This window comes from Haloarchaeobius pelagicus, from assembly GCF_051207375.1.
Lineage (GTDB): Archaea > Halobacteriota > Halobacteria > Halobacteriales > Natrialbaceae > Haloarchaeobius.
The window spans coordinates 715,675-727,964 of the sequence record NZ_JBPJZD010000002.1 but is presented as its reverse complement, the minus strand read 5'-3'; the positions used below and the strand labels follow the sequence as shown (position 1 = coordinate 727,964).

Here is a 12,290-nt window from a genome sequence, read left to right as displayed (position 1 = left end):
GTTATTCGATGTACCCGAGGTCCTGCAGTCTGTCTTTCGCGTCGTCGCTCATGTCACCGAGGACGTCGTCGTCGTCGACCTCCTTCCACTCGCCGCCGACCAACTCCTCGAACTCGGAGAGGGTCGCCTCGACCTCGTCTTTGACGGGGTCGTCGTCCGCGATGCGGTCGTCGGTCTCGCCGGGGTCCTCGTCGATGCGGTAGAACTCGTCGGTGATGCGCTCGTTCCGGATGTACTTCCCGTCGAGCCGACGGGCGGCGCGCATCCGCGAGTAGAACCGCGAGTCTGTCTCGAGCGTGATACCCGCACCGCTGGCCTTTTGTTCGAGCTGTTTGAGCTCGACGACGGGGCGGTAGTACTCCACGAACGCGTACTCGCCAAAGTCAACGTCTTCGGTGTCAGCCGCGTCGGTCCGTGGCGGCACGACGCCCTCGCGGTGTGAGTCCGAGAGCAGCGACCGCGCGGGGTCGAGGTCGACCGCCTGCTCGTCGCCGTGTTCGACACCTGCGTGGTCGAGGACGGTGTGGTAGAGGTCGACGAGTTCGAGTTGCTGGTCGTAGCGACCTGGCTCGATGTCGGGGTGCTTGACCATACACGGGACGTTCACGAGCGGGTCGTAGATACAGAACTCGTGGCCGTACAGGTCGTGCTCGCCGAACAGTTCGCCGTGGTCCGCACAGACCACGACGAGGGTGTCCTCCCAGTGGCCTTCGGCCTTCATCCAGTCGAACAGGCGCTGGAGTTCGGCGTCGATGTGGCGAATCTCGGCGTCGTAGAGGCCCTGGATGTCGTCCCACTCGTCGTCGTCGATGTCGCGGGCCCCGCAGTTGTACTCCTTGGAGTTCTGGCAGACCTCCTGTGGGTCCGCGCCGGGGGCGAACTCCTCGCGGTACTTCTCCGGTGGGTGGTACGGCAGGTGGGCGTCCATCAGATTGACGAACTGGAACCAGTTGCCGTCCGCCGAGTCGATGAACTTCTTGGACTGGTCGATGACCTGTGGGGTCTTCGAGTCGGCACCCTCGCCCGACGCGAGGTACTCGTGGGCCATGTTGCCCACCGAGACGAGCCAGTCCGCGATCTTGCGGAGCCTGTCGTTGTCGTTCATCGTCTTCCAGGCCTTCGCCATCGGCCCGGAGAGGAAGTCGCCGGGCATGACCTCGAAGAAGTTGTCCTGGTCGTCGAAACCGTCGGTCAGGTGCGTGTAAGGCGTGATCCAGGCGTTCGAGGAGTAACAGGCGCTCTGGTGCGTGTCCGAGAGCGTCTGGGCGAGCGTCGTCGCCCCCTCAAGGTACGGGTTCTCCTGGCTGGCACCGTGCTGACTCGGGTACAGGCCGGTGAACAGCGAGGCGTGAACCGGCAGCGTCCACGGGGCGGGCGCGACGGCCTGCTCGTAGACGGCTGCCTCCTCGGCGAACGCCTCCAGTCCTGGCGTCGTCGGGCGGTCGTACCCGTAGACGGACAGGTGGTCCTTTCGCACCGTGTCCATCACGACGAAGAGGACGTTCTGCCCGGCCGTCTCGGTGCGTTCCATACAGGTGCTCGGGGGGACCGGAGACTAAGTACTGTTGTTTTTGCCGAGCAGATGCAAACGGGGAAGAACGAGTTTAGAACGGGGCCTGCGGGCCTTCGTCGTTCTCTGCGTCGTCGTCGACGGTCTCGCCGGGGAACGACGGCGACATGCCGCCATCGCCGCCGCCGTGGCCGCCCTCGCCGCCCATGCCGGTCTCGGCGTGGACCGCGGTGATCTCGGGAATTTCCTTGACCATACGGGACTTGATGGCCTGGATGGTCATCGGCGAGATGCCACACCCGGAGCAGGCACCGCCGAGCAGGATGGTGACCTCACCGGATTCCCGGTCGAGGTCCTGGATGGCCGCGCTACCCCCGTGCATCTGAATCTGTGGGAAGTTGCGACGGAGGAAGTTGGTGACTCGTTCCTCGAGGTCGTCGCCCTTCTGAGCGTCGGTACTCATGAATAGGGCTTGGGAGTCACTGTCCCTAAACCTTGCGCACCCGGGTCGTCTCGGGTCCCCGGCACTCGACCCCGTCAGCCCCGGTTCCACGACCTCACACCGTGCAAGACGTTCACGAACACCGAACACTTAAGCGAGAGTGGATTGACTACAGGATAACTATGGGACTGCTCAACGTACTGATGGAGATGGTAGAGGGATACATGGAGGGCGGCACCGAGGAGGCCCTCTCCGAGGGTGTCGAAGAGGTCGCGGAAGAGGCCACCGGGCGGGACTTCTGACCGCACCGGCTCCAGACCGGAACCGCCGATTCGACCGCGCTCCTAACGGATGTTGAAGACCCGACGCAGTTCTGACTCTATCTCGTCGAGGTACTCCGAGAGGATGGCGTCGAACTTCTCCTCGTCGACGACGACCGCCGTGAGCCGGTCGTACGGGTCTTCCGGCAGTTCGATGGTGAACTCGCCGTCGCCCTCGTAGTGCGGTTCGGACTCGTTGAGCACCTGCTGGTCGATGCCGTGGATGAGCTGTGAGTCGTACTTCTCGTTGAACGTGTTGAACGCGTTCTTGTACGCCTGCTGGAGGCGCGGGAAGTACTCGACGTACTTCTCCTCCTCGAAGGTTTCGGGGTCGAGGTCTTGCATACTCGGAGGAACGACCAGCCTCGACAAAAGTGGGGCGTTTTGTTGCGTCACGGTGAAACCCTCGTTTCAGCTAGCCCACACGTTATGCGGTTTGTTCGCCTCTATACCTGTATGTCCCCGCGAAATCGCAGAGCGTTCCTCTCGCTCGCCACGACCGCAGCCGCAACCGCCATCGCCGGCTGTTCGCAGGTCTTCCCGGGTACCGGCCCGCGAACCGACGACGATGACGACCTGCCGACGACCGCCCCGCCCGGCAGCCTCGTCGACGACTGGCAGTACGACCCGAGCCAGGCACAGGGAGATGCCGGTGGCGGAGGCGGCGGCTCGGGTGGTGCGACCGCCATGGCCACCTCGACCCAGAGCGGCGGGTCGGTCGGCCTCGCAGCCGGTGGCGCGAAGGACGTGAACAACTTCCGCCAGAACGTCGAGGAGGGCTACCTGCCCATCCCCTCGGACCTCTCGTACGAAGGGCTGTTCTACGACTACTACTTCGACACCGGCTCCTCGAAGCCCTGCGAGTCGCTGTTCTGTCCCTCCTACTCGCCTGCAATCACCGCCGACCCGCTCTCGGGCGAGACCGAGCGCTACCTCTCGGTCGGCCTGAACTCCGGCCTCGACGCGAGTGACTTCGACCGCAAGCGCCTGAACCTCGTGGTCGTCCTCGACATCTCCGGGTCGATGGGGTCGCCGTTCAGCCAGTACTACTACGACCAGTACGGCAACAAGCAGGAGGTCGAGGACGGAGGTAACCGCCCGAAGATAGAGGTCGCGAAGGACGCCCTCGCCTCCCTCACCAAACAACTCCGCCCCGGCGACCGCTTCGGGGTCGTCCTCTACAACAGCACCGCCGCCGTCGCGAAGCCGATGAACCCGGTCGAAACGACCGACATGGACGCCATCCGCGGCCACATCCGCGAAGACATCAAAGCCACCGGGGGCACCAACCTCTCCGCGGGTCTCAGCGACGCCTCGGGTCTCCTCGAACCCTACCGCGATGCCGACCAGACGACCTACGAGAACCGGATGATCGTCCTCACGGACGCCATGCCGAACATCGGCGACGTCAGCGCGGACAGCCTCAAAGACCGTCTCGCGCGCGAGGCCGACGCGAACGTCCACAGCACCTTCGTCGGCATCGGGGTCGACTTCAACTCCGACATCATCGACCAGATAACCAGCGTCCGCGGCGCGAACTACTACTCCGTCCACTCCGCGAACCAGTTCGAGGAACGGGTCACGGACGGGTTCAAGTACATGGTCACGCCACTGGTCTTCGACCTCTCGCTGGAACTCGACGCCGACGGGTACGAGATAGAGAAGGTGTACGGCTCCAGTGCCGCCGAGGAGGCGACCGGCCAGCTCATGCAGGTGAACACGCTGTTCGCCTCCCCCACGTCCGAGGGTAAGACGAAGGGCGGGGTCGTGCTCGTGAAGGTGAAGAAGACCGGCGGTTCGGGCCAGCTCCGCCTCCAGGCCAGCTGGGAGGACCGGACCGGCAACTCAGGGAACACCGAGACCACCATCCAGTTCCCCGACGGCGGGCCCGAACAGTTCGCGAACTCCGGGGTCCGCAAGGCCGTTCTCCTCACCCGGTACGCCGACCTCATGAAGAACTGGATGGTCGCCGAACGCGAGTCCGGCGGCGACCCGCCCGCCGAGGGCATCGAGGTCCCCGAGTACGAACTCGGGAAGTGGGAGCGCCAGTCCGACCCGCTCACCGTCTCCCCCACGTACCGCCAGCGGTTCACCACGTTTTCGGACCACTTCGAGTCCGAGATGACCGCGCTCGGCGACGACGCATTGCAACAGGAACTCGACGTGTTGCGAAAGCTGGCAGGTGAGTCGACGACCGCCCGGCTGTTCCGGGTGCTGTCACCCCGGTCGCGTTCGTAGGGTTTCACGGGCGAGAAACCACGGTTCGACCTACGCTACCCACCATTCGCCCCACTCCGTTCCCGTGGCCGAGTCCCCCTCCGGCTTCCAGAAGACGCGCCGAAAGTGTATGAAAATAACTAATGTCTGCCTGCGTATCTGCCCCGGTATGGTCGATTGGCCGAGTGCAAGGGGCAGGCGGGCCGCGAGTGCAGGCCTCGCGTTCTCCATCGCCGCGGTCGGCTGTCTCGGACTACTTCTGTCGCTGCTGACTGCTCTCGAATCTGCGCCGGAACGGTCTGCACTGGTGGACGTTCTCTCCCTGTATCTGGACGTAATCAGGGTCGTCGACCTCACGACGACGGTCCTGATAAGCGCGGTGTCGACCTTCGTCGTCGGCTCGTGGCTCTGGTACAGTTTCGACCCCGCCCCCGGCGCGAGATACAGCGGTGCCGGACTTGGTGGGGCGACTGTTCTGCTGGCGCACCTGCTGTTCGGCCCGGCGTTCTCTCTCTGGTCCTCGGCCGCGCACTACCTCCCCGGCGGCTCCCTCCCCGGCGGGCTCCTCACGGTTACGGGGGTTCTCGACGCGCTCGTCGCGGTCTTCCTGGTCTCGGGGGTCGCGAGTTCGTACAGCCTCGTGGTCGGTGCCTGGCTCACGCTGCCTGCCGGGGGACTGACCGGGTGGCTCGTGGCGACGCTCGACGACCGGGTCGGGCTGTTCCGAGTGGGAGAACACGACGACGCTGGCCGATAAGGCACAAGCTATCGAGGTCGTCGAAGAGCAGCGCTTCGTAGCACTGCCTCTGCCGACCAGCCACTATTCTGTATAGTGGAATGGGGTTCATCACCCGTTTGGGGGTGAATCGAGGGAACTACCGATTCGACGCGCACTGGCTTCTCTCCACGCCGAATCGGTTCCGCAGGAACACCGTCATCGATCGAAGTCGGCGCTGACCGTCGTGAACGTCGGCGTGGCTGGCAGTCGGTCTCGACCCGGGGTGTACGTCCAGATTGGAGTCGCGAGCACGACGGGCCGACCGGGTGCGTTGTGGGCACTACTCCGGGGGTCGTCGGCGTCAGGACGTGTCTTCTCCAGATCGACCGATGCTTGCTGAACCGTTGGTGTGGACTCCCGGGTCTCGTTTCCGGCGGAAAGAACACTGGTACTCGCCCCAGTCGATCACGCCGACCGGACGTCGATGTGGTGGACTGCCTCCGGGGAGATGAGCCGACCAGTCGGCAGTTCGAGCCAGCCGTCACCACGCATTCGGACGGGCCCCTCGTGGAGGACGATCTCGCTCTCGCGGTCGGCATACATGACCACGTCGTCGTACTGGTGTTCGAACACATCGCGAAACACGTCTCGAAGGGCCTCCAGGAGGGGCGAGGACGTCCCGAGTGGGAATGCCATACGTCTTGTTGTGCGGGAAAGCTGATATGTGTGGTGCACTGGCATCCGCCCACATCCTCTGTTCGGCGTCCGTCACCACGGTCGTCCAGCAGCAGTGATGGGCGAGTGCTGCCCGCCGCAGGGAGCTGTCCGGGCCGTGAACCCACGAGAACAGGATGCGAACCGTGTCTGCAGAGAGGGAGCGGACCACTCTCGGTCGAGTTCGAGGGTACTGGTCTGGTTCGCCCCGAGTAATCACCGGTCTGCTCGCACGCGGGAGTAGTGCTTCGCGGGTGTGGCGCGACCTGCATCTGGCAATTACGCAGGTGTGGCGCGGCCTGGGCCTGGTGACTGGCGGAACCACAGCGATGGTCGATGGGTCGGTGACGGTCGAGTACCCTGCGTCGACCGCGAGACCCATCGAACCACCTCGGCCGATACCCGTCCTCACCATTTTGACAGAGATGCCGACACCAGCCGTTTTCGGCTTCGATGGGCCGCCAGACCAGCGTATGGGTCTCTTCCGCTGATCGGTGCAGACCACACCAGCCGACTGGATAAACTATATTCGACGATACTAAATCGGGGTTCGCGAGGAACACCCGGCCTGCGAAGACGGCCACGACTCGTCGAACCGGGTGCGCGACGAAACCGCGTCCGAAGCAGGTTCCAGGCCTCAGTCCGCCGACGTCGGGAGTCGTGCCGGCTGTTCGTCCTCGTCGGTCCCGCCCTCGACTCGGAGCCATGCCCGGGTGAGACGCTCGAACTGCGCTGCAGTGAGTTCCTCCTGCCCGTACGCGGTCGCGGCGACCGCGAGGTCCGCATCGGTCGCATGGCCCTGCGACACCACGCGCTCGAACAGGTCCGAGACGACGTGGACGCTGTCGTCCCCCACGACGTGCGTCTGGCTGGCGGCCGTCTCGACAGTCCCGGCGAACCGGGTGGTGTCCCCATCGGTCGCGGTCTGGGGAATGGTCGTCTCGTAGGTGCAGCGACGCTCCCCATCCCCTGCACCGTCCCACGCCACGAACACGACGCCATCGTGGGCCATCGCCTGGGTGGGTTCGGGTGAGACGTCCACCAGGGCCGTCTCGGTCCCGACGACGCGGTCACGGAGGACGAGCCGCCGGTCGTCGGTGGCCTCGACCGCGAGGTGAACGCGAAGCGTCTGGCCCGGGCGGACGTGGGTCTGGTCGAGGGTGCGCGTCGCCAGCGGGTCTGCATGGATGGTGGGCCCGTTGGCGTCGACCGCCTCCAGACCGGTCGCCGTCGCCGCCTCTGGCTCGTCGGAGTCTGACTGCTCGACATCGTCGTCCTCGCGTCCGAGCGTCTCGGGGTGGACGACCCGCGTCCAGAGCACGAGCAGGCTCGGGAGCACGACGACGCTGGCGACGAAGGCGTAGACGATGGTCAGCGCGGTGATGAACCCGAACTGCTGGAGGAACGGGAGGATGGCGACCGTGAGGACGCCGAAGCCGCCGGCGGTCGTCGCGGCACTGCTCGCCAGGGCACCGCCGGTCCCGGTGACGGCGGCGTCGAGCGCCTCCCGCGCCGCTCCGAGTTCGGCGAGTTCGTGGTTGTAGCGCTCGCTGACGTGGACGCTGTAGTCGACGCCCATGCCGATGGTCAGGCTGGTTATCAGCCCGGTGACGACGTTGAACGGGATGTCGAGCAGGTGCATCGTCCCGAGAATCCACGCCAGGGTGAACGCAACCGGGAGGACGGTGACCGCCCCCAGCGAGGCACTCCCCTCGGTGACCCGGTACGCGAGCATCAGGATGATGGTCACGACTACGAGCGAGATGACCAGTCCCCGGAGGACGGTCGTCAGGAGTTGCTCCTGCGTGAGCTGGTCGACGATGACCTGCCCGGTCGCGACCGCCTCGGACCCGTCGCCGTCGACGATGTCGGCCACGTCGCGCATCTGCTCCATCACCGTCTCGCCGTCGGCGTCGCCGTCGACGGAGACGACCAGCCGGAGCGCCTCGTACTCGCCCGAATCGGTCCGGTAGATGGTCTCTCCGGCCTGGTCGGGGGCGACCCGGTACAGCTGGTCGTAGACGAGACTGACGTTCTCGTCGGGCACGCCGTCGCCGTCGGTATCGGCCGCGTCGAACGTCGCCGCGAACGACTCGTTCTCCGCGGCGACGCGCTCGAACGTGCGAACGGGGGAGTCGATGGCCGCCTCGCCGTTCGAGAGCCTGCTCGTGGTGTCCTTCTCGGCGGCGGCGTCGGCGGCCTCGGCCAGTCGGTCGAGCGCTTCGGGACTCGTGACGTCGTCCGTGACGAGTATCTGTGCCTTCGAGTCCTCGCGGACGAAGCGGTCGTTGAGGACCGACATGGCCTCCTGGGCCTGGTAGTCGCCGGGGGCCAGCGGGTCGGGCAGGTCCTGCATCCACCCGGCAGGGTCGTCCGCGAGGAAGTCCTCCTGGCTGAAGCTCGTCTCGACCTGCGTGCCGCCGTAGGCACCGGCCGCCGTGAGGAGGAGCGCCACGGCGAGGATGACGACGGGGGCTCGACGGGCGGCCATCTCGCCGACGCGAAGGGCCTCGGTGAAGCGGCCGCCCCCGGTGCCGAAGGCGGGCAGCCGGCGGTTCCAGCCCCGGGACTCCAGCCAGGTGTCGAGTTCGAGCTTCACCGCGGGCACCAGCACGCCGAAGACGAGCAGCGCCGAGGCGATGCCGACCGCGGCGACCACACCGACCGTTCGAAAGGTCCCGATGGGGCTGGTGAGGTTCGAGAGGAAGCCGACGACGGTGGTCGTCGTCACGAGGACGAGCGCGCCACCGACGGTCGCGAGACTGGTCCGCATCGCACCGAGTGGCCCGGCGTCCGCGTCGTCGCTCAACTCCTCGCGGTAGCGCATCACGACGTGGATGGCGTAGTCGATGGAGAGGCCGATGAGCAACACCAGTATCATGATGAACATCTGGTTGAACGCGATGCCGGTCCAGCCCATCACGCCGAACGTCCAGACGAGGACGGTGACGACGCCCCCCAGCCCGAGCACCACGTCGAGCAGGTCCCGGTAGGTGATGCTCAGCACGACCAGGACGAACAGGAACGCCAGCGGGCCGACGATGGCGATGCTGTCGTCCATCGAGGCCGACACCTCGTCGGCGACGATGCCGTCCCCGAAGACGAGGTACGTCAGCCCACCGTCCTGGGCGTCGGCGAGTTCCTGCATCGCCAGCTCGGAGTCGACGATCTCCGCGGGTGCGTCACCCGGCGCGAACGAGGCCGCGTCGGTCTGCTGGCTCACGAGCAGGAGCGTCGCGTTGGCCTCCGTGCTCCCTGGCTCGTACTCCGCGGGCATGAACCGGAGCATCTGGCTGGTGCTCGGGGCACTCGCCGGGGTCCCGTCGTCGCCGGAATCGCCGCCGAGGACCTGCGACACCACGTCCTCGACCGAACTCTCGTTCATCGATTCGAGCTGGGATTGCTGCGCTGCGAGCGTCGGGTCGATACCCGATTCGAGTGACGCCCGGTCCTCGCGCAGGGTCTCGTACTCGTCGGCGAGCACTCCCTTCGTCCCGAGCTGGTAGGCGGCCTGTCGCTGGCTCTCGTTCGAGGCGTTGCGGAGCTGCCGGGTCGCGTTCTCGAACGTCTCCTGGTCCGTGGCGGTCAGGTTCACCGAACTGTTCGCGTCGACCGATGCGAACGCGGCGCTCGCGCTCGCGTTGGGGTTCGCCTCGAGTCTGGCGAGTTCTTCCCGGAGCGCGGCACTGGTCTCGTTCAGCTCGTGCTGCCGGTCCTGCAGGTCGGCCGCGCGCTGCTCGGCGATGGCGGTCGTGGCAACGACGCCGGCGACGCTCCGGATGCCGTCGTCCCCGACGGTCCCGTTCACCGTCTCGTTCGCGCGCAGAGCCTGCTGGTACGAGAGGGTCTCCACGAGGCTCTCCTTCGAGAGCACGTCGTCGCCCTCCACGATTATCTGGGCCACCGTGGTGTTCCCCTCACCCGCGGAGAAGTTCGCGTCGAGGTAGTCGAGCGCGTCGCTCTCGGCCGTCCCGCCCTGGTACTGCTCCAGCGAGGTCGACTGCTCCATGGCGGGGACGCCCGCCCCGACGACCAGCGTCAGAACGAGCACGACAGCGATGGCGTGTCTGCTGTACTCGGTGATGTGGTCGGGGAGACTGGGTCGGCTCATCTGTCGACCCTCCCCCCCGACCTGTTACTGAACGAACGTTCGGTAGACATGCATCGAACGAACGTTCGGTAAGTAATCAATCTTTCGGCTCCTCTCGCGTGAGCAGGCCTCACGGCACGTTTTTACGGACCGACCGAATATTCGGTCGGTATGAGCGATGGGCCCTTCGCCGCCGAACCGACCGACACCCGTGAGAAGATCATGCACGCCACGTTCCGTGCCCTGCGCGAGTACGGCTACGCCGGTCTCTCCATCCAGCGTATCGCCGACGAGGCCGGCCTGAGCAAGTCCTCCTGCTACCACTTCTACGACGGGAAGGACGACCTGTTGCTCTCGTTCATGGAGTTCATGTTCGGGCAGTTCGGGACGGGCTTCGACATCCGGTTCAGCGACGACCCGGTCGAGGACCTGCGCCTCCACGTCCAGTTGATGGTCGCCGGCCCGATGGACGAGGACATCGCCAGCGAGATACTCGAGGCGGTCCCGGGCGAGGTCCCACCCGACGCGCCGATTCGAGAGAACAACGCGATAGAGCGTGGCCCACTCGTGGAGGTCCGGGCCCAGGGCGTCAACGAACCCGCGTTCCGGGAGCGCTTCACCGAGATGGACGGGATGTTCCGCGACACGTTCGCGGGTATCATCGAGCGCGGCATCGACGAGGGTGTCTTCCGCGAGGTGGACGCCATCCAGGTCGCGGACATGTTGGTGACCATCGGGATGGGGACCATCTTCCGGGGTGCGACCGCGACGTTCGACCGGGACGCCGCCATCGCCGAGGCCGAGTCCTACATCCAACACCGGTTGCTCCCCGACGGCGCGATTCAGGAGTAGCAGACCGGCGTCAGCACCGCCCGTCCCAGTTTCCGCAGGGGTTCGCTCACCGTCGAGGGCGAGAGTTCGACGGGCACTGCGCCGTGCTGGCACGTATCGAGCGGTGAGTCGGTCAATTGATTGAAACCGGTCGCGACCGAACGACCACACGAGACGATGTCGTTCCCCCTCCCCGAAGCCGGGCTTTCGCTGTTCCTCACGGCACTGCTGTATATCGGGTACCGGAGCCGGTTCGGTTCTCGCGCGTTGCTGTCGCTCGGCTGTGCCGCGGCCGTCGCCTACACCCTGTTCCTCCGGTCGCTCGTCGGCAGTCCGCTGCTCCGGGCGTTCACCGAGACCCTGCAGGCGGGGTTCGTGCTCCTGGGGGTCGCACTGGCTGTCGGGTCGGTCCTGCGGGAGTGACCACTCGGGGAGTGGGTCACGCAAAACGTGGAACGGGAGTCGGCGGCACGGTTCAAACCAGCAGCTGGACGTCCGCGTCGCCCATCTCGCTGAGGGCGCTCGCGGCACCCACACCGGTGGTCACACCGTCGAAGAAGTCGTCCTCGTCGTAGTCCATCAGGTCGATGGTCATCTGGCAGGCCTGGAACTCCACACCCATGTCCAGACTCGTATCGATGAGCTCCTGGATGGTCGCGGTGTCGTTGTCCGCGATCTTCTTCTCCATCATCTTCGTGGCCATGCGGTCCATGCCGGGCAGCGCCGCGATGGCGTTCGGCATCGGCATGTTGGGGTTGCCGACCGCACTCAGGCCGAGGTTCTGGGAGTGCTCCTTGTGCAGGATGTCCAGCCCCCAGAACGTGTGGAAGACGGTCACGTCCCAGCCAAAGGCAGCCGCCGTGCTCGCGAGGATGAGCGGCGGGTACGCCATGTCGAGGGTGCCTTTCGTGGCGATGATGACCATCTTCCGCTGGTCGTCGGCGACCTCGCTCTCGAGGTCGGCGAGCTGTTGTTCCAGCTCGTCGACGCGGGCCCGCAGGTCGGCCGCGTCGTCATCGTCGACGGCGGCGTCAGCGTCCTGTGATGCGGGAGTATCGGTGCTCATGGCTCACTCGGTCTTGCGCACGTAGTGCGTGTAGACGCCGTCGCCTTCCTCCTGGGCGACCAGTTCGACACCGGGAGTGGTGTCCGCCCAGCCGGCGATATCGCTCATGCTGCCGGAGTCGGTCGCGACCACTTCGAGCACGTCGTCGACTTCGAGGTCGTCGATGGCCTGCTTGGTCTTGACGACGGGCATCGGGCAGTTCTCTCCTTTCACGTCGAGGGTCTCGGTAACGCTGATGTCTGTGCTCATTGTTGCGTGTACTCCACAATATTGGGCTATACAATAAATATCTATCGCTGTCTTCGAGCTGGCTTCTATGGCCTATATCCTCTATTCGTGCGCGAAGCTCGGCGAAGTAACCAATTGGTAACTGCAACAGTCT

General features: G+C 65.6%; 11 protein-coding genes. 4 read left to right on the top strand and 7 right to left on the bottom strand.

Going from position 1 to position 12,290, the window contains the following annotated elements; genetic code table 11:
* Position 1: 1 nt before the first annotated feature.
* The 3 genes from ACSC1S_RS16270 to ACSC1S_RS16260 all read right to left on the bottom strand — a co-directional run bounded on the left by ACSC1S_RS16270 (position 2) and on the right by ACSC1S_RS16260 (position 2,617).
* On the bottom strand, positions 2–1,531 hold the full coding sequence (locus tag ACSC1S_RS16270) for a sulfatase family protein (RefSeq protein ID WP_435365208.1): 1,530 nt from the start codon (positions 1,529–1,531) through the stop codon (positions 2–4).
* A 73-nt stretch (positions 1,532–1,604) separates the two neighbouring features.
* Positions 1,605–1,973, bottom strand: a complete 369-nt coding sequence (locus ACSC1S_RS16265) for a NifU family protein (protein ID WP_435365207.1) — start codon at positions 1,971–1,973, stop codon at positions 1,605–1,607.
* A 323-nt stretch (positions 1,974–2,296) separates the two neighbouring features.
* The gene (locus tag ACSC1S_RS16260) at positions 2,297–2,617 is read right to left on the bottom strand and encodes a DUF5783 family protein (RefSeq protein ID WP_435365206.1); all 321 of its coding nucleotides are present in this window, start codon (positions 2,615–2,617) and stop codon (positions 2,297–2,299) included.
* A gap of 111 nt (positions 2,618–2,728) precedes the next feature.
* Here ACSC1S_RS16260 and ACSC1S_RS16255 point away from each other — a divergent pair, with 111 nt between their 5' ends.
* Both ACSC1S_RS16255 and ACSC1S_RS16250 read left to right on the top strand, forming a co-directional pair.
* Positions 2,729–4,510, top strand: a complete 1,782-nt coding sequence (locus ACSC1S_RS16255) for a vWA domain-containing protein (protein WP_435365205.1) — start codon at positions 2,729–2,731, stop codon at positions 4,508–4,510.
* A 148-nt stretch (positions 4,511–4,658) separates the two neighbouring features.
* A complete protein-coding gene (locus ACSC1S_RS16250) occupies positions 4,659–5,246 on the top strand; it encodes a hypothetical protein (RefSeq protein ID WP_435365204.1) in 588 nt (195 codons plus the stop codon).
* 426 nt (positions 5,247–5,672) lie between these two features.
* Here ACSC1S_RS16250 and ACSC1S_RS16245 read toward each other — a convergent pair whose 3' ends face one another.
* Positions 5,673–5,903 carry a hypothetical protein gene (locus tag ACSC1S_RS16245; protein ID WP_435365203.1) on the bottom strand — a complete coding sequence of 77 codons (231 nt, stop codon included), beginning with the start codon at positions 5,901–5,903 and terminating at the stop codon, positions 5,673–5,675.
* A 655-nt stretch (positions 5,904–6,558) separates the two neighbouring features.
* Entirely contained in the window at positions 6,559–10,032 is a 3,474-nt protein-coding gene (locus ACSC1S_RS16240; RefSeq protein WP_435365202.1) for an MMPL family transporter, read from the bottom strand.
* A gap of 150 nt (positions 10,033–10,182) precedes the next feature.
* Here ACSC1S_RS16240 and ACSC1S_RS16235 point away from each other — a divergent pair, with 150 nt between their 5' ends.
* Complete coding sequence (locus ACSC1S_RS16235; protein ID WP_435365201.1) at positions 10,183–10,863, top strand: TetR/AcrR family transcriptional regulator; 681 nt, start codon at positions 10,183–10,185, stop codon at positions 10,861–10,863.
* Between the two features lie 156 nt (positions 10,864–11,019).
* Entirely contained in the window at positions 11,020–11,265 is a 246-nt protein-coding gene (locus tag ACSC1S_RS16230) for a hypothetical protein (protein WP_435365200.1), read from the top strand.
* A 52-nt stretch (positions 11,266–11,317) separates the two neighbouring features.
* Here the strand turns inward: ACSC1S_RS16230 and ACSC1S_RS16225 are convergent, their stop codons facing one another.
* The gene (locus ACSC1S_RS16225) at positions 11,318–11,908 is read right to left on the bottom strand and encodes a DsrE/DsrF/DrsH-like family protein (protein ID WP_435365199.1); all 591 of its coding nucleotides are present in this window, start codon (positions 11,906–11,908) and stop codon (positions 11,318–11,320) included.
* 3 nt (positions 11,909–11,911) lie between these two features.
* On the bottom strand, positions 11,912–12,157 hold the full coding sequence (locus ACSC1S_RS16220; protein ID WP_435319858.1) for a sulfurtransferase TusA family protein: 246 nt from the start codon (positions 12,155–12,157) through the stop codon (positions 11,912–11,914).
* Between the last annotated feature and the right edge of the window lie 133 nt (positions 12,158–12,290).

Excerpts from the sequence above, each read along its gene's own strand:
- ACSC1S_RS16270 (WP_435365208.1), bottom strand. The coding sequence starts at position 1,531 with ATGGAACGCACCGAGACGGCCGGGCAGAACGTCCTCTTCGTCGTGATG.
- ACSC1S_RS16265 (WP_435365207.1), bottom strand. The coding sequence starts at position 1,973 with ATGAGTACCGACGCTCAGAAGGGCGACGACCTCGAGGAACGAGTCACC.
- ACSC1S_RS16260 (WP_435365206.1), bottom strand. The coding sequence starts at position 2,617 with ATGCAAGACCTCGACCCCGAAACCTTCGAGGAGGAGAAGTACGTCGAG.
- ACSC1S_RS16255 (WP_435365205.1), top strand. The coding sequence starts at position 2,729 with ATGTCCCCGCGAAATCGCAGAGCGTTCCTCTCGCTCGCCACGACCGCA.
- ACSC1S_RS16250 (WP_435365204.1), top strand. The coding sequence starts at position 4,659 with ATGGTCGATTGGCCGAGTGCAAGGGGCAGGCGGGCCGCGAGTGCAGGC.
- ACSC1S_RS16245 (WP_435365203.1), bottom strand. The coding sequence starts at position 5,903 with ATGGCATTCCCACTCGGGACGTCCTCGCCCCTCCTGGAGGCCCTTCGA.
- ACSC1S_RS16240 (WP_435365202.1), bottom strand. The coding sequence starts at position 10,032 with ATGAGCCGACCCAGTCTCCCCGACCACATCACCGAGTACAGCAGACAC.
- ACSC1S_RS16235 (WP_435365201.1), top strand. The coding sequence starts at position 10,183 with ATGAGCGATGGGCCCTTCGCCGCCGAACCGACCGACACCCGTGAGAAG.
- ACSC1S_RS16230 (WP_435365200.1), top strand. The coding sequence starts at position 11,020 with ATGTCGTTCCCCCTCCCCGAAGCCGGGCTTTCGCTGTTCCTCACGGCA.
- ACSC1S_RS16225 (WP_435365199.1), bottom strand. The coding sequence starts at position 11,908 with ATGAGCACCGATACTCCCGCATCACAGGACGCTGACGCCGCCGTCGAC.
- ACSC1S_RS16220 (WP_435319858.1), bottom strand. The coding sequence starts at position 12,157 with ATGAGCACAGACATCAGCGTTACCGAGACCCTCGACGTGAAAGGAGAG.